The 24,371-nt window shown below is 41.6% G+C and carries 19 protein-coding genes; 4 read left to right on the top strand and 15 right to left on the bottom strand.

Translation table 11 applies throughout. The features are described from left to right. Window positions 1-137: 137 nt before the first annotated feature. The 14 genes from thrS to rsgA form a co-directional block, all read right to left on the bottom strand. Entirely contained in the window at window positions 138-2,078 is a 1,941-nt protein-coding gene (gene thrS / locus B4H39_RS04765; protein ID WP_251422872.1) for a threonine--tRNA ligase, read from the bottom strand. A 366-nt stretch (window positions 2,079-2,444) separates the two neighbouring features. Next, window positions 2,445-3,392 (bottom strand): ferrochelatase, encoded by a 948-nt coding sequence (hemH, locus tag B4H39_RS04760; RefSeq protein ID WP_251422875.1) that lies wholly within the window; start codon window positions 3,390-3,392, stop codon window positions 2,445-2,447. Between the two features lie 281 nt (window positions 3,393-3,673). Then, the gene (locus tag B4H39_RS04755; RefSeq protein WP_251422878.1) at window positions 3,674-4,291 is read right to left on the bottom strand and encodes an LPXTG cell wall anchor domain-containing protein; all 618 of its coding nucleotides are present in this window, start codon (window positions 4,289-4,291) and stop codon (window positions 3,674-3,676) included. Window positions 4,292-4,307: 16 nt separating this feature from the next. Next, window positions 4,308-10,535, bottom strand: coding sequence for an LPXTG cell wall anchor domain-containing protein (locus tag B4H39_RS04750; RefSeq protein ID WP_251422881.1), 6,228 nt, complete (start codon window positions 10,533-10,535; stop codon window positions 4,308-4,310). Window positions 10,536-10,872: 337 nt separating this feature from the next. Next, window positions 10,873-11,190 carry an ATP cone domain-containing protein gene (locus tag B4H39_RS04745; RefSeq protein WP_202230961.1) on the bottom strand — a complete coding sequence of 106 codons (318 nt, stop codon included), beginning with the start codon at window positions 11,188-11,190 and terminating at the stop codon, window positions 10,873-10,875. A gap of 221 nt (window positions 11,191-11,411) precedes the next feature. Beyond that, a complete protein-coding gene (locus tag B4H39_RS04740; protein ID WP_251422884.1) occupies window positions 11,412-12,020 on the bottom strand; it encodes a nitroreductase family protein in 609 nt (202 codons plus the stop codon). Between the two features lie 147 nt (window positions 12,021-12,167). Further along, window positions 12,168-12,797: a uracil phosphoribosyltransferase gene (gene upp / locus B4H39_RS04735; protein WP_202231169.1), complete on the bottom strand. Its 630-nt coding sequence runs from the start codon at window positions 12,795-12,797 to the stop codon at window positions 12,168-12,170. 69 nt (window positions 12,798-12,866) lie between these two features. After that, window positions 12,867-14,000 carry a cation:proton antiporter gene (locus B4H39_RS04730; RefSeq protein WP_202231170.1) on the bottom strand — a complete coding sequence of 378 codons (1,134 nt, stop codon included), beginning with the start codon at window positions 13,998-14,000 and terminating at the stop codon, window positions 12,867-12,869. An 89-nt stretch (window positions 14,001-14,089) separates the two neighbouring features. After that, entirely contained in the window at window positions 14,090-14,959 is an 870-nt protein-coding gene (locus tag B4H39_RS04725) for an aldose 1-epimerase family protein (RefSeq protein WP_251422887.1), read from the bottom strand. A gap of 14 nt (window positions 14,960-14,973) precedes the next feature. Beyond that, on the bottom strand, window positions 14,974-15,918 hold the full coding sequence (locus B4H39_RS04720) for a 3'-5' exoribonuclease YhaM family protein (protein WP_251422890.1): 945 nt from the start codon (window positions 15,916-15,918) through the stop codon (window positions 14,974-14,976). Window position 15,919: 1 nt separating this feature from the next. Continuing rightward, the gene (gene rmuC / locus B4H39_RS04715) at window positions 15,920-17,206 is read right to left on the bottom strand and encodes a DNA recombination protein RmuC (protein WP_202231173.1); all 1,287 of its coding nucleotides are present in this window, start codon (window positions 17,204-17,206) and stop codon (window positions 15,920-15,922) included. Next, window positions 17,203-17,862 (bottom strand): ribulose-phosphate 3-epimerase, encoded by a 660-nt coding sequence (rpe, locus tag B4H39_RS04710; protein ID WP_202231174.1) that lies wholly within the window; start codon window positions 17,860-17,862, stop codon window positions 17,203-17,205. Before rpe ends, rmuC begins: the two co-directional genes overlap by 4 nt. Window positions 17,863-17,870: 8 nt before the next feature. After that, window positions 17,871-18,077: a hypothetical protein gene (locus B4H39_RS04705; protein WP_202231175.1), complete on the bottom strand. Its 207-nt coding sequence runs from the start codon at window positions 18,075-18,077 to the stop codon at window positions 17,871-17,873. After that, window positions 18,049-18,930 carry a ribosome small subunit-dependent GTPase A gene (rsgA, locus tag B4H39_RS04700; protein ID WP_202231176.1) on the bottom strand — a complete coding sequence of 294 codons (882 nt, stop codon included), beginning with the start codon at window positions 18,928-18,930 and terminating at the stop codon, window positions 18,049-18,051. Before rsgA ends, B4H39_RS04705 begins: the two co-directional genes overlap by 29 nt. A 620-nt stretch (window positions 18,931-19,550) precedes the next feature. Here rsgA and B4H39_RS04695 point away from each other — a divergent pair. The 4 genes from B4H39_RS04695 to B4H39_RS04680 all read left to right on the top strand — a co-directional run bounded on the left by B4H39_RS04695 (window position 19,551) and on the right by B4H39_RS04680 (window position 22,636). Beyond that, window positions 19,551-20,876 (top strand): MFS transporter, encoded by a 1,326-nt coding sequence (locus B4H39_RS04695; protein WP_251422893.1) that lies wholly within the window; start codon window positions 19,551-19,553, stop codon window positions 20,874-20,876. Between the two features lie 2 nt (window positions 20,877-20,878). Then, a complete protein-coding gene (locus tag B4H39_RS04690; RefSeq protein ID WP_202231178.1) occupies window positions 20,879-21,322 on the top strand; it encodes a MarR family winged helix-turn-helix transcriptional regulator in 444 nt (147 codons plus the stop codon). Window positions 21,323-21,644: 322 nt separating this feature from the next. Beyond that, window positions 21,645-22,418 carry an XRE family transcriptional regulator gene (locus B4H39_RS04685; RefSeq protein ID WP_251422896.1) on the top strand — a complete coding sequence of 258 codons (774 nt, stop codon included), beginning with the start codon at window positions 21,645-21,647 and terminating at the stop codon, window positions 22,416-22,418. Between the two features lie 23 nt (window positions 22,419-22,441). Further along, a complete protein-coding gene (locus tag B4H39_RS04680) occupies window positions 22,442-22,636 on the top strand; it encodes a hypothetical protein (RefSeq protein WP_251422899.1) in 195 nt (64 codons plus the stop codon). 99 nt (window positions 22,637-22,735) lie between these two features. Here the strand turns inward: B4H39_RS04680 and B4H39_RS04675 are convergent, their stop codons facing one another. Continuing rightward, window positions 22,736-24,358, bottom strand: a complete 1,623-nt coding sequence (locus B4H39_RS04675; RefSeq protein ID WP_251422903.1) for a hypothetical protein — start codon at window positions 24,356-24,358, stop codon at window positions 22,736-22,738. Window positions 24,359-24,371: the final 13 nt, after the last annotated feature.

Raw genomic sequence — 24,371 nt, 5'->3', positions numbered from 1 at the left:
TGAGTGTTTGATGAGAAAAGGGTGTTTGATTTGGCTGGGGGCTTTGCTTGTTTCTCTCTTCTGAACCAAGGAAAGCATGAGAAAAGAAGCCCCGACTGGAGCTTCTTGACTCTATGTTATTGACAGTTGACTGTCTTTTATTTGCGACGGCTGTAGTTCGCAACGTCTGCTTGGATATTTTCGATAAATCGATCCAAACTGATGACTTCTGTGTCATTTGAACCGTAACGGCGGATGTTTACTGTACCATCTGCCATTTCTTGGTCACCGACAACGATTTGATATGGAACTTTACGTGTTTGGGCTTGACGAATCTTATAACCCATTTTTTCATTAGATTCATCAACAACGATACGCAAGCCTTTTTCTTGTAGACGTTTTTTGATTTCCCATGCGTAATCCGCATGAATTTCGTTGTTTACTGGAATAATAATCGCCTGAGTAGGTGCCAACCAAGTTGGGAATGCCCCTTTATAAAGTTCAATCAAGTAAGCTGTAAAGCGTTCCAAGGTAGAGATTACACCACGGTGAATCATGACAGGGCGATGTTTTTCACCATCTGCACCAACATATGTGATGTCGAAGTTTTCAGGGTTAAGGAAGTCCAGCTGGATAGTTGAAAGTGTTTCTTCATTACCCAAGGCAGTTTTTACTTGGATATCTAGTTTTGGACCGTAGAAGGCTGCTTCGCCTTCTGCTTCAACGTAATCAAGATTCATGTCATCCATTGTTGCCTTAAGCATACGTTGTGATTTTTCCCACATTGCATCGTCTGGGAAGTATTTTTCTGTATCTTCTGGATCACGGTATGACAGACGGAAGCTGTAATCATCGATACCGAAGTCACGGTACATTTCCATAATCAATTCAAGAATTTTACCAAATTCTTCTTGAATCTGGTCTGGTGTGACAAATGTATGCCCGTCGTTCAACTGCATGACACGTACACGTTGAAGGCCTGAAAGAGCACCTGATTTTTCATAACGGTGCATTGTTCCAAACTCTGCGATACGGATAGGTAACTCGCGGTAGCTGTGTACATGATGCTTGTAGATAGCGATGTGTGATGGGCAGTTCATTGGACGAAGTTCCATTTGTTCGCCGTCACCCATATCCATTGGCGGGAACATGTCTTCATGATAGTGCTGCCAGTGCCCAGATTGTTTATAGATGTCCAAGTTCATCAGATTCGGTGTATGTACATGCAAGTAGCCTGCAGCGATTTCACGGTCTTCTACGAAACGTTGGATTGTACGGCGAATAGTTGCACCATCTGGAAGCCAATAAGCTGTACCGGCACCCAAAGATGCTTCGTTGAAGAAAAGGTCTAATTCGCGGCCCAGTTTACGGTGGTCACGTTCTTTCGCTTCTTCACGCATTTTCAGGTTTTCTTCCAGGTCTTCTTTAGTAAACCAAGCTGTACCGTAAACACGTTGCATCATCGCGTTATCGCTATTTCCACGCCAGTAAGCGCCGGCTACGTTGAGCAATTTAAAGTATTTGATGAAGCCTGTTGACGGCACATGTGGCCCACGGCAAAGGTCAGTATATTCACCTTGGCTATAAATAGTCAAACCGCCTTCATCGCCGTTATGCTCTTCAATAAGTTCGAGTTTATAAGGGTCATTCGCAAAGATTTCTTTTGCTTCTTCTTTAGTGACTTCTCTACGAATGGAAGGGAAATTTTCTTTCGAAATGCGGTGCATCTCTTCTTCTATCTTTTCCAAATCCTCGTTAGAAATTTGTCCTTCTTCATTATCTGTATCATAGTAAAAGCCATTCTCAATAGCTGGACCTACCCCAAGATGGATATTGGGAAAATGACGGCGTGCCGCTTGGGCAAAGAGGTGAGCCGCTGAGTGGCGAAGCAAGTCAAAAGCATCTTCATGCTCTGGAGTCACAATTTCGAAAGTTGCATCTTCCTCAATCGGACGAGTCACATCAATAAGCTTACCATTGACTTTACCAGCTAGGGCTTTTTTTGTCAAACCTGGTGAGATGGATTTTGCGATTTCAAGTGTTGAGATGCCTGCCTCAAATTCTTTGACAGCACCATCAGGGAAAGTAATTTTAACCATATAAGCCTCCTATTTTTTGTTAACATTAGTTAGTTTGTACGATGAGACTCGAAGAAAATAAAAAAAACGCAGACCAGCTTCCTCATATAAAGGACGCCGGCTGCGTGTTACCACCTTCTTAATTTTCTAGGCACAAAAAGCCTCAAAAATTGTCTCATCTTTGACGTAACGTGTCAGCGACGCTCCCTGTTCGCAGGGAGTAGAAATAGAGTGGTATCCTTAACAATCACAATACGAGTTTGCACCGACCACTCGCTCTCTTGAAAAGAATTGCTTAAAGACTTGTCTCTGATAATTATTTTATGTCTTTCTTTATCTTTTGTCAAGTCTTTTTATGCAATTTTTTGATTTTTTAGAAAAATATATTTACTTTTTCTTCACAATTTCTTTTACAAGTTCAGCAAAAGCCTTATCGTCATTAAAAGGTGGGAGATAGATATATTTTTCACCTCCATTTTCCAAGAAGTATGTCCTGTTTTCTTCCTCTAGTTCTTCAAGAGTTTCTAGACAATCTACTACAAATCCAGGTGCAACAATAAGGACTTTTTTCACACCTTGCCCAGGTAACTTTTTTAGGGTATCGTCTGTTGCGGGGGTCAACCACTCGGCAGGGCCAAATTTCGACTGATAAGTTTGATAATGCGGAAAATCGCCAATTTCTTCCATGATTAAGCGTGTCGTTTCCGTGCATTCTTCTGGATAAGTGTCGCCATCCGTTACGTAAGAAAGCGGAATACCATGATAGGAAAAAATAAGCGCCTCGATATCTGTTTCTTTTGCTAAGGCATTTTTTATCTTGTCGGCAAAATATTTGATATAGAGCGGTTCCTGATAGAAAGAACGAATAAAGCTCAAATCAACAATATTATCTTTTTTCAAGAAGTAGTTCATCACACTGTCAAAGACTGAACCTACTGTCGTTCCTGAATATTGCGGATACATGGGGAGAACAGTTAACTCTTCTACACCTTTATTCAAAAGATTCTCCAGACTGGTTTCAATGCTAGGTGCGCTGTAAGACATCCCCATAGCCACTTCAACATCGGGACAAAGTTCCTGAAGATTTTTTTCTTGGGCTGCTGTATAGGTAAGCAGCGGGAACTCCCCCTCTTGAACAATCTTCTCATAAAGTCGCGCTGATTTTCGCGGTCGAGTATTGAGGATAATACCGTGTAAGAGCGGTTGCCAGACCAAGGGATGTGTCTTGATGACACGCCTGTCAGACAAAAATTTCTTCAAATATTTTCTTAGTGCTCGAGGGGAGGTGTTCTCGGGTGTCCCAAGATTAACTAAGAGGAGGCCTCTTTTTTTCATGCTATATATTTCTCCTGTATTTTCTAAATTTCAACAAACAATACAATCATCTGCTTACTATTTTACCTGAATTTCACAAGTTCGTCATTAATAGTGTAGAAAAGTTGGAATCTCAACAGCACTCAAGTAAAAGAGAAGGGAAATAGAAAAATGCTCAACCCAGCATTATTATGCACATGATTAAGCATTTTTTCATTTTTGGAACTTCTTTCAGTAAAGCTTTACACTGGAAAATAAAATTTTCCGCTGACCTATGCTTCACTTTTTCAAACTAGGACTGATTATTTTTTGTTCTTTTTCCGTAAAACAACTGCACTGACTAGAGCTGCCAAGCCTGCAATTCCAAGACCGATGCCAATCATATCCCCCGTACTTGGTAATTCTGCTCTGATTTTTTGGATATTTTCAATGTCTCTCTCATCGTCTTGCCTAACTTCATCTTCAAGAGGTCTATCTTCTTCCGAAGGATAGCCCTTGTCCTGCTCATTGCTTTCCCCTGTATCACCTGTTTCAGTGTCTGGACGATTGTTTTGCTCCCCTGTATTGTCGTTATCTGGTCGACCATTTTCTCCTCCTGGTTCCCCATTATCAGACTGAGGCGGTGCTTCTCCTAAAGTCACAACAGTGGCACCAGCAATTATCTCTCCCTCGTAGCGATTATGATGTTCTGCTTGGCGGGCGAAGAGGAAATATTCTGTACCTGGTAACAAATCTGTGAAAAGAGTAGATTGCTGCCAAGCAGCTGCATCCAAATCTTCAGGATTTTCTGTTCTTGAAACTGCGTATTCAACCTGATAAGGTCCTGGATCAAAGTCAGTAGCTGATGCCAATAGATCGCCCAATCCTGTAAGTTCTGTCCCCACCACGTTAAAGGCAAGTGGTTCAAAGACAAAAGGCATATCTTCTAGGAAAAAGTCATGGCATCATGATTTGAGAGTGGAAAAGCTCAATCTCCGTCTTCTCCACACGTGCCGCTTGCGGTCTAGTAACCGAGAAACCTTGTGCCTTTGTGATACGACCAATCGTTTCAACATTGTCAGCAAAGACATACTCATAGTTACGGTTAACATTTCCGTCCGCATCACGCAGTTCAACAAGAACATCCGCTCTTTCGATAACATTACCTTGGGCATCAACAAAGACCAACTCATCCTCAGCAACGTGAGGCTGGCCATTAGCCAAACGTGACATTTGATTGACAAAAGTTATGGTTAAGTAGTGACCTCCGATAGCATCCATAGGCTCACCTGTATCCACATTGGTCCATTTTTCTGGTCTGTCGAAACCAGCTTCAACGCCATACTCGTAGGTTTTATCTTCTGCCATGAAATAGTAATCATAGTTGAAGACCCGCTCCGCAATCTTTCGACCATTAAAGCTTAGTCGAACAGGGTCAATGACTTGGCTTTCAAACAATGGATTAACGGACTGCACTGGTCGAGGGCTGAAGGATAAGAGCGCTTGACGTGCTGGGAGAATGGAGTTTAACGCACTGCTCATTGAAGGCTGCAACCAATAGTTGCCTGAGTATTCTCCTGAAATACTCCACTCACCTGTTCCTAAAGCATGAACGGGCATAGCAATAACATTTCCCTCGTCATCAAAGCGTACATTAGCATCATCAAACTGAGCTTGACCGGTCTGAATATTTACTCTAGGTTTATCAACTGCTAAGATAGGCAAGCTTGGCATCGCAGCAGCAGCAATTTTTGCTTCTGCTGTGCCATCATAGCGACGTCTTTCGACCTGCCCTTGTGTCCATTGGATAACCATAGGAGTAATTTCTCCAGTCAGCAAATGTTCGCTCATCCAATCCTTAAAGTCACTCTGCAAGGATACATTTCGTGAATCCAGATAGAAGCCTTTTATGGTTACCTGCTTATCATTGCCTGCATGGCGATCCTCAAAGACAATCTCATAGTCTTCACCAAAGAGGATGGGAATAACAACCTCCGTGCCCACAATCTCAATCCCAAGCTCTGGGAAGAGCTTAATATTCTCTCCAGCATTGTTTGGGTCAGGAATTTCTGGAACAGTCCAAGCTGTTTCACCATTATACTCCTTTCGGATAAGGGAATCGCCCACAAGAGAAATGACGGCTTCATCAAGATATGATTTGTTAAGTTCCCACGGTGTGATTCGTCCCGTGAAAAGCAGTGCCTTAATCTCACTTAATCCAGCATCAGAAAGCTCAACGTTGGCAAGGTTAAGACCATCAACACTTGTGATAACCCCTTTATCTGCAACATTTCCGTTATCATAAGCAACATTCTCATCTTGGAAGCGAACACTTAGATTTTCCAAGTTTTCAAGTGTTAATTTGATATCCTGCCCTTGTTCATTACGCAAGCTTAACTCTGGGCTGACTTCTACATCATCTGGGAGGTTGATTCGGTCAGTGCCATTATACTGCCGTTCGATATAACCGGATTGGATATAAAGAATGTTGTTCTTCATGTCGGATGGATTTTCTGGCATTGGCTGGACGTCCGTAATAGACACTGGCCAAATATTGGCTGAGGCAAAGTGAGGCTGTAGCATTTCTCCTGCCTCGCTATCGCTTCCAAAAGTGTAATTGGTTAATGGATGCTCGTCTTCTTTATCTGAATCTACCACCAGTTGCCAGTTATCATCTGAAACTACTGGAATATCCTCGCCCACCTCTGTCTGAGTAAACTGTGCGCCGCCCTCAGCCTCGGTAATAATGCCCCAATCACGCGCAACAATAGCACTTTCGAGCACAGTCACTTCTGGAGCCTCCACTCTTGAACCATCCTCTTCTGTATCAAGCAGACGAATTAACCTAGGGGGGTTAAAAATATTGTGAACCTTATCAGTATTATCCCATTCCTTATCTGAAGCTTGTCCTTCTGTCCAAGCAATACGGCGTGGCGTAATCTCAGCCTCTCGGAAGTTGAGAATATACTGTTCAATCTCCTCAATAATTTCTGCGATAGCACTTTCTTCAAAAAAGTTAATTTTCTCGTCAAGGACAATCCCGTTAAGGGCAAATTCAAGCTCTCTTGTACCCGCATTGTGATTGGCAAAACGCAATCCTTCTACACGGTAAGGCAAGGTAATCTCATGGTCGCCTTCAAGGGCAATCACAGCTACAAAGTCATTGTCTGAAATTTCAGTTTGTCCATCATACTCTCGGCTCTCCACGGTAAAGCCAGTCCCTATAATATCTTCTTTGACTATATTTACGGGGAGGATTGATGCGCTAGCTTTTCCCAATTCTGGTACAACATAGTTGCCCCTATGCCTTGGGTCTGCAAATTCGATGCTTAACCCCACAGCTTCAAACCAGTTAAAGGTATAGCTTCCTATCGCCGTATCAGGGAAGACAAGTTCAGATAAGAGATTTGAATTATGAGTAACCTCCACATGATTCGCTAAAATCTCATGTCCCACTTCTGATCTAACAAGTTCTGGCAAGCTAATCGTCCCTATAATATCAGTGCTAGAATTATAGGGGCGCGACGGGATACTCCCATTTTCCCAACGCAAGATACGCGGTGTGATTTCTGCTACAAAAAGGCTGTTGAAGTCAAAATCCTCAGCTAGAACTTGATTTCCTCTAAACAGGGTCTCTAACTGTGCACGAACCTTATCGGTATTTTCGATAGTAAGACTACGCTCTCTACCCGCATCTGCTGAATCAAAAGTCAGTCCCCAGCCCTCAACGTTTAAAACATCAGGATTTCGGACCCTACCAAAGCTTGGTAATCTATTGAGGGGTCTATTGAATTGATCTTCCAAGACTTTATTTGTATCATCAAAAATCTTAGTCGCAAATCCAGCTTGTGCACCTACTACATCTTGCCAAGAATTGATTTGCTTGACAGTGATTTCCCATTCGATATCAGGAGAGTTTATTAAGCGATAGTTGGTATGGTGTGTGCCACCAATATCCCAACCAGATAGAGCTGAAACTGCTGTCCCCACTTCACGGTTGTTCGTGTGAACAAGGCCTCCTTCAACTACTGTTATTCGATCGTTCATCTCACGCTCTAATAAGTCTTGCTTGTCCTCAAAAACTGTACTTAAGGTTGGCAGCAGGAAATCGGATAATTCTGGTCTTATCGGTCTTCCCGTGTAAGTTCTGCTTGAGTCAATCAAAGAACCGTTTGTGAAATGAACATCTAATGGACGGATTGTCGCATCAGCAAAGCTTGGCTTCATAAGCGCTGTATAAAAGAAATTCGGCATTCCAAAAGCAGATTGGCCAAAAAGGTTATCAGGCAAGTCAAAAGCGGCAGTTTCTCCAGTTCTATCTGGATCTGGCACTATCTCATAGTTACGCGCAAGGTAACCACTGATTGTCCAGCCCTCTGTTGCAACAACAGGCTGTGCGATAACATCTCCTTGGTCATCACGGGCAACATTTCTAGACTGAAATTCAGCTGAACCATGGTTCAGTGTGATGTATTCTTTGTCTAAGTCATGTATCGCGAAGTCATCCCTATCTATTGCTGAGAAAAGTTGTGGCATTCCTGTATCCGTAAGCGTAGCTGACTTATTTCCATCATAATCTTTGTCTTTCACTTGGCCCATGCCCCAGAAAATTTGACGAGGTGTAATTTGGCCAAGGAAAAGCTTATTGCGTAGATAATCCTGTAAGTTCTCAGAGAGTTCAACAGGCTGCGTTTCTCCTCCTTGACGTTGCAAGAGAATGGTTGACTCTTCTAAATAAACTTCCACATGATTGGCCGTGACACTATTGTCTTCAAAGCGAAGCACACCATCTTCAGAAAAGAGCAATTGATAAATATGTTCTTCTCCTTCATCAACCCCATTGATTGTGACAAAAATTGGGTCCAAACTTCCCTTATAGATAGCCGTCCTATCGTATTGACGAGACACCTTATTTCTCACAAATGTAAGGCGGTTGAAATCGTTAACCTCCAAAACTAAGGGACGGATGGTAGCAAGCTCAAACTGAGGCTGATCCATAATCTGATAGTTGAAATTACCACCACCGGCATGGTCCTTACGATTGAGCATACGCTCATCAAAGTCAAGTCCCTCAATTTCCCAGCTTCCCGGCAAACTATTGGCAAAGCGGAGACGCTCTGTCAAGGTGCCAAATTCAACGTCAATAATATTGTCATCACCAGCAACGAAGCCTTTTAATCGAGGGGGAACAATGCCCGATACGCGAGCAGTCCCATCATAGACCTTGTCATCAACACGTCCTGCTATCCACGTTACTGGCTTAGGAGTGATTGTCGCTTCGTTAAAGAGACCACCATTTTCCGCCATAATCCGAATGCTTTTTTCTATCTGCCCTCCGTAAGCCTCTATAAAATCACTCAGGTCTTCGGGATTAAGGATATCTCGTTCCCCACTTCTTATCTGTAAGTTCATACTAGAAGCCGCACGTAGATTAATCTTATGTGTCCCTACATTGACATGCTCAAACTCCAGATCGTTAGGGTTTATCACTAAGCTTGCTGTAACAAAACGTAGCGTCCCTTCACCCGCAGGATTCGCCCTCATGATTCCAAACTCAATCCTATATCCCTCCTGTACACCTGAGACAGTATTCGTATTATCAAACACCTTGTCTGGCACGCTTTGAAGATTTCCTAGAATCATCGGCGTAAAGCCTTCTTCTGCAAGAGTAATCTGCCCGTCATAGAGTCCATTTGAGTTGCCTGTAAGGTTGTGGACAGCTGACTGCGTGAGGATGCTCTGAGTTAACTCTCTGAGCATCTCATCGCTAAGGTCGTATGAAAGACCTGCTGCTGCCGTAAGCACAGCTTGATGCACTTCATCAAAGCGATTATTTCCTACCAGATGAACGAAGGAAGCCCAGAGACTTGCGCGGTCGTAACGTAAGATATCCACGGGGAGCTGTACTTGCAGAGGAGGAGGAAGAACAGGATTATCTTCAGGGTTAGCCATTTGAATCTCAAAGCTAAGTGAAATGTGCTGTTCAATAGACTGTACCATACGCGTGCCATCAAATGGACGCGTATGTACTCGACCACGATTAACCTGAATATTATGAAGCGCTACAGGAACATTTTCCAAAACGTTCCCATTATAAAAGAGACCTGTGCCAGTGAGGCTGTCACGGAGAGCTGCTGGGATCTCTACCCTATAGTACTGACCTACAGGAAGATTGTCTTGCGCATTGAGTGCATCTGCAATCTCCTGTTCAATCATGCTCCAACTCACATTCCCATAGTTGATTCGTGATGCCCCTACTTGTGTTACTCTTGCAAAAACAATGTCTGCTATTTTACTGGTAAAATCAAGATTTCCTCTAAACCCAAAGTCTGACAGGTCCAAGTGTGGCCAGTGCTCAACATCAGCTTCTGGTTCATCACCAACAAATTTGTCAGCAACCCTCCCTTGATGAATGTGCCTCTCTGTAAGAACTATAGGAACGAAAGGACTAGGACGTAAGAAAGCACCATCGAGACGGAAAGAGTTTTCATTATCTGGATCACCTACATAAACAGTGATATCACCAAAGGCTTCCTCCGTTATGCCTTCTAAGATAATACGGTAGAGTCCCCCTCCCGCATTTTCTCCAGAGTAGAAGGATACATTATCTAAAAACTTATCTCCTTCTCCTATCTCTACTACAAATTCCATTTTGCCAATCTGGCCAGTACCTAGCGTTTCATCATTGGAAAGTTCTCTTTTAAAAGTAATCTCAACCTGATCTTCACCTACCCACCTTGTATGAGTAATTTCCGCCCAAGGCCAGTTCTCTTTACCCACCCAGTTCACCGCTAAAGGCGCAATGCCCAAATAAGCATCATTCCCCTCAAAACTAGTCAATCCCCCCTCTGAAAAACTCGGAGCCACAAACGTTTGAGGAGCTTCAAAAGCTGGGAGAGTTCCTAAATCTTCTTGAATTTCTTGCTCTTTGCTAGCTTCTTCCTCTTCGATTATTTCTTCTGCAAGTGCTTCTGGTAGCACGATGTCTGCGATCTCCTGTTCTGAAACCTCAACCATCTGTTCAATACCCAGTGCCTCTTCATTGTGCCGACCCCGTACAAGCGTTGCAACTGGTGCTCCTTTAGAAACCACAAGAGGCAGTATCGCAGCGACAGTCCCCGCTTTTTTCAGTCGAGCACGACGTATCGCCTGCTTTCTTGCCTTGATTACTTTTCTTTCCGTCATATATTGTTCTCCTAAAATTTATTTGCACTTGTTTCATCACAGGTTCCAATATTCTTATATATCAAACTCCGCATAATAGTAAGCGCTTACTTCATAATTGCAGTAAAAGTCTTTGATGATATGATACCCCTTAAAATATTCCCTACATTACAAATTATATCAAATGTAAAAGTTAAAAAGAAATAATATTACGATTAGTTGTTTATGTTAAACAATGCACACATTAATGTTGCTTTTGTGTGATTTTTGAAACTAGCGTATATGCATAAAAATAATTACTGCCTAACTTTTTACCTCAATTGGCGAACAAAAAAAGCAGGTTCTTAAAGAATCTGCTTTAATGTTTACGGTTGATTTCTTGTTTAACTTTATATTCTAAAAAATCTTTTGCGACTTCTTTATCAAAATCATTGAGTTGCTTCACAACTTGATTTTGAATCGTATCAATCTCAATCTTTTCAAATGGAAGCTCGGCAATTACCTTTTCTACAACCTTGGCAACATTATTTGCAATCATGTTGGCATGCAAGGGTTTATCTGCGTATTTTCCATTAATAGCTGCCTTAAAAACAGCCGTTTGAATACGAAATGAATCCCAGTCAACTACTCGTCCGTTACGCTTAATAACTACTTTATTGAGCAATTTTGCTTCCATGTATTCTCTCCTTATTTGTGGTTTTATCTCTACTCACTTCAACAGTTTACTGTTTTATTATAGCAAATTATCGTTTTCCCTACAAAAAAAAATCTCAAAACTTGGGAAGGATACAAAATAGAGCGCTTCAATCTAAATATGCAAAAATAGAACCGCATGATTGAGCGATTCCACTTTTATCTTATGCTTTGCGGCTTTTTCCCTGCTTTGGATTTTTTAACTTATTTCACAACGATGAAACGGTCATCATCTTCCATATAAGTTTTCTCACCTGCTTCATCCTCAATGGAACCAAATACAAGCTGTCCACGTAATTTCCAGTTTGATGGAATATTCCATTCTTTAGCAACAGCTTCATCAATCACTGGATTGTAGTGTTGCAGGTTTGCACCGATACCAAGTTCAGCAAGTGCAGTCCACGCATTTACAGTAGTAATACCTGAAGCTTGTTCGCTCCATACGGGGAAGTTTTCGGCATAAAGGGCAAACTGTTCTTGCAAGCCTTTAACAACATCTTGATCTTCGAAGAAGAGGGCCGTACCATAGGCCGCTTTGAAACCATCGAGTTTTGCTTTTGTTCCTTCCCAAGCTGACTCTGGAACGCCTTGAGCTTTCATCGCTGCTTTCAATTCGTCAGCAACGATTTGCCCCCAAAGTTTTTCCTGTGCATCTCCTGTAACGATAAGGACGCGTGTTGTTTGGCTGTTAAATGCTGTTGGGCTGTGTTTCACAGCTTCTTTAATTGTTTCGATAGCTTGATCCGTATCTTTAATATGTTTGCCAAGTGCATAGATTGAGCGACGTTTTTTGAGTGCGTTGATAAATGACATGTTATGTCTCCTTTTTAAATTACTTATTTTTGTTTACAAACGTAATCTTATCACATAAATTTACGTTTGTAAACTATTTAGTTTGAAATATTTTTATAAAAAAACACTGAAAGCTGAGTTCAACTTTAAGTGTTTTAAATTGACTTTTTATTTTGTTCCAAACAAACGGTCTCCAGCATCACCAAGACCTGGAACAATGTAACCATGCTCGTTTAGATGATCATCAAGTGCTGCAACATAGATATCAATATCTGGATGTGCTTCTTGAACTGCTTTAATCCCTTCTGGTGCAGCCACAAGGCAAACAAATTTGATGTTGTTGGCGTTACGTTTTTTAAGGCTATCAATAGCAAGGATGGCAGAGCCTCCGGTAGCCAACATCGGATCAACTAGAAAGATCTGACGTTCTGCAATATCCGTTGGAAGTTTTACCAAATACTCCACTGGTGTAAGTGTTTCTTCGTCACGATACATACCGATATGACCTACACGCGCAGCTGGGATGAGTTTCAAGATACCATCCACCATACCAATACCTGCACGAAGAATCGGTACAATAGCAAGCTTTTTACCTGCAAGTTCTTGTGCTGTCATATGTGCAACAGGTGTATCAATCTCCACATCTTGTAAAGGCAAATCTCGTGATACTTCATAAGCCATGAGCATACCAATCTCATCGACAAGTTCACGAAACTCTTTTGTTGATACATCCGCACGGCGTAAGATTGAAAGTTTGTGTTGGATAAGTGGATGTTTTACTACTTGAAAGTTTGACATAAGAAACCCCTTCATTTTATATACTTTGACTATTTTATCATTTTTTTCCTTATAAGTCTGTTATTATTGTCAGCTTATTCCCTTTTTCAAAGATTGCTTAATCAAAAATGGTGCGATAAGTGTACTCAAGATAATGACGATGACAAGTTCTGAATAAATGTCACTGTTAATCACTTGTGAAGCCAACCCAATCTGCGCGATGATGAGTGCCATCTCCCCACGAGAAACCATACCAGTACCAACCAAGGCACTCTCTGATGTTGTGAGCCCCGTGGATTTTCCAATAAAGTATGCTGGGATAAACTTGGTTAAGACCGCTAGAAGTGTAAAGAAGAGAATCAAGAGAGGCTGTTCAAAGATACTCTCAAAAGTAACCGATATAGCTATGGAAACAAAGAAAACAGGGATAAAGACGACATAAGCAATAGCTGAGCTGTATTCTTCAATCTTATGTGAAACATCGGTTTGACTCAGTGCCAAGCCCGCAAAAAAAGAACCAATTACTGCTGACATTCCTGCAGCATCAGCTAAAAGACTCAAAACCAAGCAAAGAATCAGTGCTGCGGTTGTGTTTTTCGCATAGATGGGCAGTTTCTCAACAAATCGCCAAATTTTTGGTACAGACTTGTGAACAAGAACCAAAAAGACGAGGAACAGAAATTCCATAAAGAACTGTTGCGGCAAGTTTCCTGAAGAACTGTTTGCTGATGTAAAAATAGATAAGGCAAGAACAGCCAGGATATCATCCACAACTGCTGCACCCAAGATAATCGAACCTGCTTTTGTCGAAAGTTTACCATACTCTTGCAGAACTTCGACCGTAATCGATACAGAAGTTGCTGCAAAGACAATCCCATAAAAGATGGCTGTAGAGAAAGCATAACCCATCAGAGCAGTAACACCCCAGAATACCAGCAAAGGGACAAGTACACCTGCTAAGGCAACCAGTAAAGCGGGTTTAAAATTTTTCTTAAGTACACTAAGGTCACTCTCTAAACCAGCAAGGAACATGAGCAAAATCACGCCTATTTCAGAAAGAACCTCAATCGTATGTCCACCATGTAACCAGCCTAAAGCAGCAGGAGCTAAAACAATACCAATAAGTATCTGTCCAACTACTGCTGGAATTCTTATTCTTCTTGCAAACAAGGTTGCAACCAAAGAAGCAACCAAAATCAATGTAAGTTGGAAAATATCATTCATACCTTCTATTATAACAATTTACGCCTTGTTTTTCCTCTCAGCCTTCTTAAAAAATAGAAAAAAGATAGCGCTATGTCTATCTTTGACCGTTAATTTATTTCGACAACATAGGTACAAGTAAATTTTTCTTGAGGGTCAAGTTGATTCATACCGAACTTCTCCGTCAACTGCCCATTGGTAGCAACTTCATCAGCAATCCCCGCCCAAGGCTCAATGCAAACAAAACTTGCCTCAGCTGGATAAGGGCTCCAAAGTCCAAAGAAAGGCATCTCTTTCCAAGTTACTTTCACGCTCCGCTTGTCTAAACTGTTTGTCAATGCCACGGACATTTCATCTGAAGAAGTATAGACAAGGGCATCCTTAGCAAAGAGTTCATGCTTTAGTGGCAACTCACTCACTTCTACTTCTGCTTGTTCCTCTCTTTTAAGCATACCTGTCGGCAAGTCTAAAGGAATAAAGGTGCGCTTTTCTGAAGGAGAAACTGTCAATTTATAGTCTTCAAAAGTCCCCTTTTCTATAGGAACGTTAAAGGCAGGATGTGCTCCAAGACCGAAAATCATCTGTTTATGGCCCTTGTTTTCAACCTGATAGCGCACACGAATCTGATTATCCATGAGTTTATAGCCTACTTTAAAGCTAAACTCAAAAGGATAGCTTGCAAGAGTTTCAGCGGTTGATACAAGCTCATAAATGAGTTCATCTTCTTCCTCTTTGACAAGTGTAAACACGCTATCACGGGCAAAACCATGTCCAGACATAGCATAGACCTTGTTCTCATAAATGTATTGGCCCTCTTTAAGCTTCCCAACGATGGGGAAGAGCACCGGCGCATGACGTCCCCAAAAGTCTGCATCTGCCTGCCAAAGGTACTCAATGCCATCCTTTTTAACAGAGTTCAGTTCTGCGCCAAAAGCGTTAACTTCGACAGTTAATGTGTCATTTTTCAGTGTATGTTTCATCTTTTCTTTCTATACTAGTTATTCAAGGGCTTGTAAAAGTTACGGTTTTCCAAGGCAAAGACACGCTGGCTGGATTGTCCGGGATCGACATTGTTAAGGGCAGTCATCATCATCATCATGCTGGCATCCATCATGTCAATCTGATGTATGATTTCAGCTTCCATGATTTTAGGGCGCACAGGGCTGCCATACTCCAGCTGTCCATGGTGACTCAATAACACATGTCGCAGCAAAAGTAAGTCTTCTTTCTCCTCATCAATTCCTAACTCCATGGCTGCTTTACTCACTTCTTCATCAATAAGTACAATATGCCCTAAAAGATTTCCTCGCAGAGTATAGCTTGTGTTTTCAACACCGGTAAACTCTATGCATTTAGCCATATCATGCAAAAGAATTCCTGCAAACATTAAAGATTCGTTGAGCTGAGGATAAACTTCACAAACCTTTTCAGCCAGCTGGAGCATGGTTGTCGTATGGTAGGCCAAGCCACCCTCAAAAGCATGGTGATTGGTTTTGGCTGCTGGGAACTGGTAAAACTCACGGTCAAACTTCTTCAAAATATGACGTACAATGCGATTCCATGTCGCGTTTTCGATTCGAAAAAGAATGCTTTCAACATATTCCCGAAGCTCCGTCTCATTTACAGGGGACTTTTCTCGATAATCTTCTGGATTTATCGGCTCATTTCCCTCTGCTAAGCGTAAACTGATGCGGTTGACTTGGGGCATGCCATTATAAAGCTCTTTTAATGCCTTCATATGCACCACGCGCCCCGCAACGAACTGTTTTATAGCTTTCGGATTTGCATCCCAAATATTTCCTGAGATAGTTCCTGTACGATCTTGAAAAACAATCGCAAGAAAGTCTTTGCCTGCACGTGTTTGACGGAGTTCAACTGATTTTATCAGGTAAAAACCCTCAAAAAATTCACCAATGGATAGATTTTTTATCAGAACCATATTAGTCCCCTTCTATTTCTAAAAGCGCAGCACTCGTCTCTTTATCAATGGCATCAATCGTGCGCAATTTACGATTCATGACATTTGTTCTTGTCGTAATCAGCGTGTTGATTTCCTTTTCAGACTGTTGCAAACGTTCATGAACTTTCTTGAGCGAGGTTTCAAATTTGCCAAATTCGGTCTTGACTGCCCCAAGCATTTCGTACACTTCACTGGATTTTTGTTCAATCTGTAAGGTCTTAAAGCCCATTTGTAAGCTGTTCAAAACAGCTGTCATGGTTGTTGGACCAGTAATATTCACTTTATAATCACGGCTGAGTTGCTCATAAAGCTCTGTATTATTCACCACTTCCATGAAAAGTCCCTCAATAGGTAAAAACATAATGGCAAAATCCGTTGTCTTTGGCGGTAAAATGTATTTTTCCGAAATTGATTTTGCCTGAGCTTTAACCGCCGCAAACAGAGCTTTTCTTGATGCTTCAATCGCCACCGTATCGTTTGTTTCAAGAGCAGCCTGCAAGCGCTGATAGTCTTCCAAAGGAAACTTTGAGTCAATCGGCAATAAAACATCGCTGCCCTCTAATTTACCAGGCATCACAACCGCAAAGTCCACAGCATTTCGCTCTTGAATATTGACTTGTTCCTGATATTGTCCTGCGGTAAAAATCTGATCCAAAATCCGCCCAAGTTGCACTTCACCAATAATTCCTCGCGTTTTCACGCCTGTCATCACTTTTTGCAAACTGTCAACATCGCTGGCGAGATTGCGCATCTCTCCCAGTCCTTTGTCCACAGAAGTCAGAAGATTAGTGACTTGCTCAAAGCTTTGAGAAATTCTTTTATTCAGCGTTTCCTGAAGTTTTTCATCTACTGTGTTCTGGATTTGACTTAATTTTTTATCGTTAGCTTCTTGCAATTCTTGGAACTTTCGGTCAAATTTTTCAGTCATTGCCTCTGACATCTCTGCTAAGTTGAGGGCAATCTTATCCAGTTTTTGCTCATTGGAACTTTGTAAATCCTTAAACTGATGGTCAAATTTGGTATTGATATTTTCTGTCAAATTCGACAGGTTTTCATTCAGATTATGGGAAAGGTTTAATACAGTACCCGACATTTCTTGACGATTTTGCCCCAGCTGTTGAGACATTTCTAAACGTAGTTCTGTTAAATTTGACGAAAGGTTTTCCACTCTGGCATTCAGTTTGGAGTCTATGGCTGGTTTTTTGAAAAGATTAGCTGTTCCTATCAGAAGAGCTAAAATCAAAAGAATAATGATAAATATGTTCATAACTTATCTCTCAACTTCTGAACCTTAGCAGCTACATCTCCCTTGAAAACAAAGGACCCAGCCACAAATACATTTGCCCCTGCATCACGTGCTTGCTCTATCGTTTTATCGTCAATGCCACCATCTACCTCAATCTCAAAAATCAAGCCTTTGGTTTCACGTATTTTCACAAGCTCACGAACTTTATCCATGGTTTCTGGAATAAAAGCTTGACCTCCAAAACCAGGATTGACAGTCATTACTAAAACCATATCAACCATACTGAGAACGGGCTCAATGGCTGAGACGGGTGTTCCAGGATTGATGACCACGCTTGCTTTCATCCCCGCAGCTTTGATCTTCTGCAATGCCCCGTGGATATGCGCTGTCGCTTCAACATGAATGCTCATGATATCTGCACCAGCCTGAGCAAATTCTTCAACATATTTTTCTGGATTTTCGACCATCATGTGCACATCCAAAACCATATCTGTATGTGGGCGAAGTGCTGCAACCACGCCCGAACCAAAGGTCAGATTATCGACAAAGTGACCATCCATAACATCAATATGTACATAATCTGCACCAGCAGCTTTAATCTTTGCGACTTCTGCTGTAAAGGCACCAAAGTCAGCTGCGAGAATAGACGGTGCTATTTTATTTGTAAATTGTTGCATGTTTCCTCCTATTTTTTCAAGCCAAAGAAGGCTTTATTGATTTGATATAAACCCCAAACAGTCAAGACAACCAGAAAAGCAAATAACGGCCACTTCCAGTCTCCCAAGCTATTTTTAAAGAAAATGATTAAAGCCCAAAGAATCACTAAACCTAAGAAGCCGGCCTGCTTCATCCAAATGTTTCCTTTAATTTTGTTTTTTTCTTTGTTTGGCATAAGTTTCCCTCGTGTTATTTATTTCTGTTAATAATTGCAGATAGTCCTCATAGCGACTCGCTAAAATTCTGCCTTCTTCAAGTGCAAGCTTGACAGCACAAGAAGGCTCATGTGTATGGGTACATTCTCTAAACTTACACCCATGACTCTCTCGTAAAATTTCTGGAAAGGCTGCATTTAAATCTGGTTGGTTAGAAACATCATAGTCTAGATTTGAGAAACCTGGTGTATCTGCAATTAAGCCTGATGCAACTTCAAAGAACTCCACATGACGTGTTGTGTGACGGCCACGGCCTAACTTGTCTGAGGTTTCGCCAGTCGCCAAATTCATGCCCGGTGCAATCAAATTTAGCAAGGTCGTTTTCCCTGCCCCTGTTTGTCCCATAAAAACAGTTACCTTACCAGCCAAAGACTTTTCCAGCTCTTTCCAGTCAAAGAAAATCTGATACCCAATCTGTTCATAGTCTTGTTTAAATTTTTGATAAGTGCTTAAATCCTCCATCAGGTCAAGCTTGGAAATATAGATAAGGGGACGGATATTTTTATGTTCCAGAAAAACAAGAAACCGATCCAGCAGATTCAATGAAAAATCTGGGTTAACCGTCGACATGATGATAACCGCCTGATCAATATTTGCAATCGAAGGACGAATCAAACTGTTTTTCCGTTCGTGTATATCTAAGATATAGCCTTCTGAGTTTTCTTCAGCTGAAAAGTCCACAAAATCGCCAACGATTGGCTTCATTCCTTTCTTCCGAAAGTTCCCCCGCGCACGCGTTTGATAAACTTGTCCCTCAGATTCTACATTGTAAAATCCTGCTAAAGATTTAATAATACGTCCTTTTTTTACCATATTGATATTTTAGCAGAAATTATGTTTTTATTCTCTTTGCACTCCTCTATGCTGCTCTCTTTCTACGATGCGCTGCTTTTTCTAGAGTTAAAAACAATAATAACTTTCCTCTTGCTCCCCCTCTCCTCTAGCTCTCGCTTAGTTTTTCAGCTTAACCCTTTCGTTCCAGTATAGGTTTGTTTACATCCTTTCCTTCACTTTCATCCCCCTCCATAAGCACGGCTTTTTGAAAGAAGTTAGACCAAAAGTTTTTTTACACCTACAAGTAGAGATACTTTTCCTTTGACAGTTTTTTATCAGACCGTTTATCTCGCCTTTGCTGGCAGGAAAGAAAATATGTGTACTTCTCTATTATAACATTTTCTCGTACTGTTCTTGCTTATCCCCCACATGTTTATAATCTTCCGATAAACTTAAATCTAGGGAAGATTATAACCTTTACAAATATCTTCCTATCTTTGATAGACATCTTGGACAAGCTGATGCGTATCCAAAAGTTATAAGCACTTGCCTCCATTATCTAAATGTTTATCACCAGTTCCTTTCTTGACAAAAGATGTAATTGCATGTACAATATTAAATGCATTTGCATGTATTTTTCAGTGAAAGGATTTTATTATATGGATACTATTGCTAAAACGATCGATCCTAAAATACGGTTGATTGTTACTCTCTTGTTATTGTTTACTTGTTTTGTTAGTTTAGCTAGTCAAACAATGATGGTCACTGCTCTACCTGTCATTGGACATGATATGAATGTTTCACTGTCTTTAGTCCAATGGCTTACAACAGGTTATACTTTAATGATGGGAGTTATCACACCCCTGTCATCAAACCTGTATGAAAAATTCAAAAAGCGCAATATTTTTTTGTCTTCTCTTACGCTCTTTGTTTTGGGAACTTTGCTCGGCTGTTTTGCGACTAGCTTTTGGATGTTACTCTTTGCACGCTTAATCCAAGCCTGTGCTGGTGGTATATTAATGTCCTTTCAGATGACCACGATGATTTCAATCTATCCCAGCGAAAAACGTGGAACAATCCTCGGTTTGTCAGGTTTAGTCATTGCCTTTGGACCAGCAATTGGGCCTACTCTTTCAGGATTAATTGTTAACACGTTAGGATGGCGCTATATTTTCATCTTAGTTTTACCGCTGATGCTTTTCGTGTTATTGGTGGGTTGGCTTGCCTTCCCTAACTTTTCTGAACCAAAAGATATCCAGATTGATTTTACCTCTGTAACATTATCCTTGATTGGATCAGGCTTGACTCTTGCCAGCTTGACTGTTTTCCAAACTTCGGCTATTCAGGGTTGGAGCATGCTGGCTATCGGAATCCTTGTCTTGTTCATCTTTATCAAGCGACAATTGCGTTTAAAGCAACCCATGCTCAAAGTTCAGTTGGTTAAGAACCGTCCATTTAGACTGATGACCTTAGTTGGTATCTGTGCTTTTATGGTTTTACTTGGAACTGAACAAATGTTACCAATCTTTACTCAGAATGTTTTACACCTCGACAGTATGGTATCCGGGATGATTCTTTTACCTGGAGCAATTCTAAATGCACTTTGTGCCGCCCTAGTGGGACGGCTTTATGATCGGTACGGCCCTAAGTACCTTATTATCTCAGGAGGGCTCTTAATGCTGATTGCAGCAATTCCTTTTGTCATGATTTCAGATACAACTCCCGTATGGCTGTTGACCATAGCTTATATGGTGCGTATGATAGGCAATGCTCCTGATGAGATTAGTCACGCCACAGCACTTAATAATAGTTTACGCCAAGCTTTTGGAGCTTCAGCGATAACTGTTTTGATTGTCTTAGCTGATATTCCAAGCAATTTTGTTACTGGAATGCGTCTTGCAATGTGGGCAACAATCTTCATCGTTGTTTTGATGTTAAGCTTCTTCGGACTTTATCTACGTCAAAGTTCTCGAAAGGATGCTTAATTATGGAATTTAGAATGGACAAGTTAACTTTTATTTTGAATCATAAGTTACATACGGAACTCAACTTTCAATATAAAAAAATAGGTCTAAATAGCAAAAACTATATCTATCTTGAAAAAATAGACGAAAATCCAGGTGTTAGTCAAGCATTCTTTATCAAGGAGTTCCATCGCGAACAAAGTATCGTAACGCGACAGATAAATGAACTTGTCTCTGCCGGCTGGGTCAGAAAGCAACCTGCCTCTGATGATCATCGTCGCTCTGAATTATATTTAACTCCAAAAGCTCAGCAAGCTTTACCCACGGTCAAAAAAATCTACTGTCAAGTTATCCGTCAAGCGCTTGATGGATTGACAGCAGATGAGTCGCAACTGTTCGCTTCACTTTTATCACGCCTTGTCAACACCTATCAGCCACTGAGTGATAAAGAACCGCCTATCAATTGATAATATTGAATGGCACAAGCCCCGTAATGGCTTTCCCTAGAACCTGTGTTTTTTCATACAGAAAATGTAACCGAAACCCGAATTGACAAATCCTAAGTTACTCCCCGTCTGGGACCTGTCCAACAAGCCTTTATTTTATAAATTTCATCATCTTTCACATAATCATTGCCCGATCCTACTAGATAATAAAAGCTCCACCGCTTTCTCACAGACAGGCTCTTCTCTTGCATTATGTCTTTTATTGATTTTTTCAATTTTTACACTTGACTTTCAACCCTTATTAACTTATAATATTGATAAATTCAATAAAAGAGGTTGAGGTATGAATTTAGGACAAAACCTTAAAAAGTTGCGTAAAAAGCATCATTTTACTCAAAAAGAGCTTGCTGAAATGCTTGATATCACTCAAGGAACTTATGCACTTTGGGAGAAAAAAACAGGCAATCCAGCTCTAGAGATGATTGTCAAGCTCGGGGACATTTACAATACCCCTATTGACCTTATTCTCAATGAACAAAAATCTGATTCTCCTTTTATTGAGCTTCTCAATATTTACAATACACTAGATGCTGAACAACAGAACAGTATTCTGGATTTTTCTAGGTTTCTCGCCACTCAAAAAGCTGAACCTCTCCCTCCCTCAGATAACATTATCCCTTTGCAAACTTATCGCCGTGAGGAGCTCTATACGATTGAGGTTGCTGATGAACAACTTTCTGCTGGATTTGGTCAGTCTTTAAACGATACACAGGAAACTTATACCGTATTCACAGATATTCGCCCCGGGCGTTATGATGGTGCTGCGCGTATCAAAGGTGACTCCATGCAACCAGAATATCCTGACTCCTCTATTGTAACTTTTATTGCAACTGGGTTTGATCGGGATGGAGATATCTATGTGATTTCGGAAGGTGGTCCTGGAGAGGAACAGCTCTACTGCAAGCAAGTTTTCCGAGAAGAAGAGAGTTTTCGCTGTCACTCTCTCAACCCTGACCCTCAATACAAGGACTTCTATCTTGATGAGGAAACATCAAGAATCGTAGGACCTGTGGTTGATTGTATCGAAGCGATAGATCCTGAATTAATAGAAAACTAAGAAAAGCTAAAAGAAGGTCTAAGATGGAATATATAGAGATTGTTTTAATATTTGGTGGTATGGGTTTAGGTTTTGCAGCTCTCTATGAGCTCGTCCTCTGGTTTAGCCCAGAAGAAAGAGAGTTACGCGAGGCTAAACAGAGCAAAAATAATGAATCAAAAAAACTTATTGATTTAGCTGCAACGTTAAAGCTTAAAGCGAGACAAAAAGTCTCGTGACAGTAAAAAAGATAGAAAGCTTCCTAAAAAACATAAAACGTTCAAAAGAACCATAAATGGTTCAATATTGAACGTTTTTTATTTATTTCATTGGTTTTGTTAACGGATGATAAGGGCTGGGCGGAGACCGCCACTACCAGCAGTCCAACCATGTCCAACAACACTCAATTCGCCACCAATACCATCACCATTGTTTACGAACCAACCTCTGACCGAGGATTCGCCATGGGTACGTAGCCTCCACCAAGTATCACCGCCCCCCACACGTTCTGCATGGTTAGGGAAAGCACGGCCTGGCCCTGATAAGCGTGTCACATCAGCCAAGGAAAGGGAAAAGGCACGGGAAGTTCCGCCAGTATCCACCCGAGTCACATCGGCCGCAACCTCTGGAAAATCGTCCAGATTGTTGGGGATCCAGCGCGGTCCTGGCCCGTCAAAGGTAATATCTCCATAAGGAACATTTCCTGTCACAAAGTCATCAGACACAGGTTGCACTCGATCTTGAACTGCTGGTTCTAGCCCATCAAACCAAGAATCGAAAACTTCTTCTTCCTGAGCAAAGCTTGTGTTAGCAAAGGTATGGTTTCGGATAATCATGTGATTACCAGAACCCATATTTTCCAGATAACGGTACTGTTCACCCGCCATGGTGAAAACACGTCCTGGGTTCATGGCACTAAAGTTAAACGCCTCTGGCTGTGCATCCTCAAAAACGCCTGGATTACCGTCATTATTTGTGATTTCTTGGAGTAAAAGAGACAAGTGAATATGCGGAATTGTTCCATCTGCTTCAAGTGTCAAGAATTCCTGAGTTTGATCTGAACTGATCAACTGACTGTCCACATGAATACTGTAATAGTATTGACCCGGGATGTTACCAGCAGCCGCAGCCATCTCTGCCGCATCAATCAAGTAAGAAGTCGCTTGCCCTGACTGGAGCGTATTGGCCCAATAGGCCCAGCCCGTCCGGCTATCAATCACCCAAAAATTACCTGTTTTATCTGCAGCTGGTAGGGCATACCACTGGTCTATCGTCATCGGAGCACGGTCTTGTTGTAAGTTTTGTGCAGCATCGTTTGTGATAGTTTCTCCCGGCCAAGTCCCGCCACTATTGTCAAAATCATCGCCTGATGACCAGTAAGCATCTGTACCGTCACCGGGATGAGTCGCGCCATCTGTTACCGCATCTGTAGCTCCGCCACCTGCTATCCAGTCACGGGCGTGCCCTGCAGCTGCTGTCATTAGGTCTGTGTTATCATGGTTAAAAGTTGGCATGAACCATGGCGCATCTTGTCCTGCACGTTCCCAACCAAAGGTCAGTCGCGAGTAGCGATTGAAAGCTGCTGAGGCACCTGTACGAGTATTTAGATCATTTGCAGCTGGTCGCATGATTGTCCAGCTGTCCACATCATCACGGGTGGTGCCTGGTACCAGAGGCTCAAAACCTGTTGTACCCCCTCTTTGAATTTCCATAAATTCCGACAATCTGATGCGCACCATGATTTCAACATCACCGAAGTTTTCAACGAAAACATCTTTGTTTTCAGTATCACGGTTATAGTAGTCGTGGGTACGTCCGCCGACCGAGTTCTCCCGAATGCGGTCATTGATGGCCCGCTGATTGAAGGCTTGGAAGGCAAAGGTGCCGCCTACCAAGAGCAGTAAGAGCGATAAGAGTGCGAGATTGCGCAGCTGCCGCCGTTTTTTCTTTTCTGGTGTCATAAACTCCTCCTTT

Source organism: Lactococcus sp. UBA7128 (assembly GCF_002492185.1).
GTDB classification, from domain to species: domain Bacteria; phylum Bacillota; class Bacilli; order Lactobacillales; family Streptococcaceae; genus Lactococcus; species Lactococcus muris.
Note: the sequence above shows the minus strand (reverse complement) of the source record. Positions and strands in the feature narration are given on the sequence as shown.

What these genes read in the sequence shown, in the direction of transcription:
- thrS (WP_251422872.1), bottom strand. Translation starts at nt 2,078, where the DNA reads ATGGTTAAAATTACTTTCCCTGATGGTGCTGTCAAAGAATTTGAGGCA.
- hemH (WP_251422875.1), bottom strand. Translation starts at nt 3,392, where the DNA reads ATGAAAAAAAGAGGCCTCCTCTTAGTTAATCTTGGGACACCCGAGAAC.
- B4H39_RS04755 (WP_251422878.1), bottom strand. Translation starts at nt 4,291, where the DNA reads ATGCCTTTTGTCTTTGAACCACTTGCCTTTAACGTGGTGGGGACAGAA.
- B4H39_RS04750 (WP_251422881.1), bottom strand. Translation starts at nt 10,535, where the DNA reads ATGACGGAAAGAAAAGTAATCAAGGCAAGAAAGCAGGCGATACGTCGT.
- B4H39_RS04745 (WP_202230961.1), bottom strand. Translation starts at nt 11,190, where the DNA reads ATGGAAGCAAAATTGCTCAATAAAGTAGTTATTAAGCGTAACGGACGA.
- B4H39_RS04740 (WP_251422884.1), bottom strand. Translation starts at nt 12,020, where the DNA reads ATGTCATTTATCAACGCACTCAAAAAACGTCGCTCAATCTATGCACTT.
- upp (WP_202231169.1), bottom strand. Translation starts at nt 12,797, where the DNA reads ATGTCAAACTTTCAAGTAGTAAAACATCCACTTATCCAACACAAACTT.
- B4H39_RS04730 (WP_202231170.1), bottom strand. Translation starts at nt 14,000, where the DNA reads ATGAATGATATTTTCCAACTTACATTGATTTTGGTTGCTTCTTTGGTT.
- B4H39_RS04725 (WP_251422887.1), bottom strand. Translation starts at nt 14,959, where the DNA reads ATGAAACATACACTGAAAAATGACACATTAACTGTCGAAGTTAACGCT.
- B4H39_RS04720 (WP_251422890.1), bottom strand. Translation starts at nt 15,918, where the DNA reads ATGGTTCTGATAAAAAATCTATCCATTGGTGAATTTTTTGAGGGTTTT.
- rmuC (WP_202231173.1), bottom strand. Translation starts at nt 17,206, where the DNA reads ATGAACATATTTATCATTATTCTTTTGATTTTAGCTCTTCTGATAGGA.
- rpe (WP_202231174.1), bottom strand. Translation starts at nt 17,862, where the DNA reads ATGCAACAATTTACAAATAAAATAGCACCGTCTATTCTCGCAGCTGAC.
- B4H39_RS04705 (WP_202231175.1), bottom strand. Translation starts at nt 18,077, where the DNA reads ATGCCAAACAAAGAAAAAAACAAAATTAAAGGAAACATTTGGATGAAG.
- rsgA (WP_202231176.1), bottom strand. Translation starts at nt 18,930, where the DNA reads ATGGTAAAAAAAGGACGTATTATTAAATCTTTAGCAGGATTTTACAAT.
- B4H39_RS04695 (WP_251422893.1), top strand. Translation starts at nt 19,551, where the DNA reads ATGGATACTATTGCTAAAACGATCGATCCTAAAATACGGTTGATTGTT.
- B4H39_RS04690 (WP_202231178.1), top strand. Translation starts at nt 20,879, where the DNA reads ATGGAATTTAGAATGGACAAGTTAACTTTTATTTTGAATCATAAGTTA.
- B4H39_RS04685 (WP_251422896.1), top strand. Translation starts at nt 21,645, where the DNA reads ATGAATTTAGGACAAAACCTTAAAAAGTTGCGTAAAAAGCATCATTTT.
- B4H39_RS04680 (WP_251422899.1), top strand. Translation starts at nt 22,442, where the DNA reads ATGGAATATATAGAGATTGTTTTAATATTTGGTGGTATGGGTTTAGGT.
- B4H39_RS04675 (WP_251422903.1), bottom strand. Translation starts at nt 24,358, where the DNA reads ATGACACCAGAAAAGAAAAAACGGCGGCAGCTGCGCAATCTCGCACTC.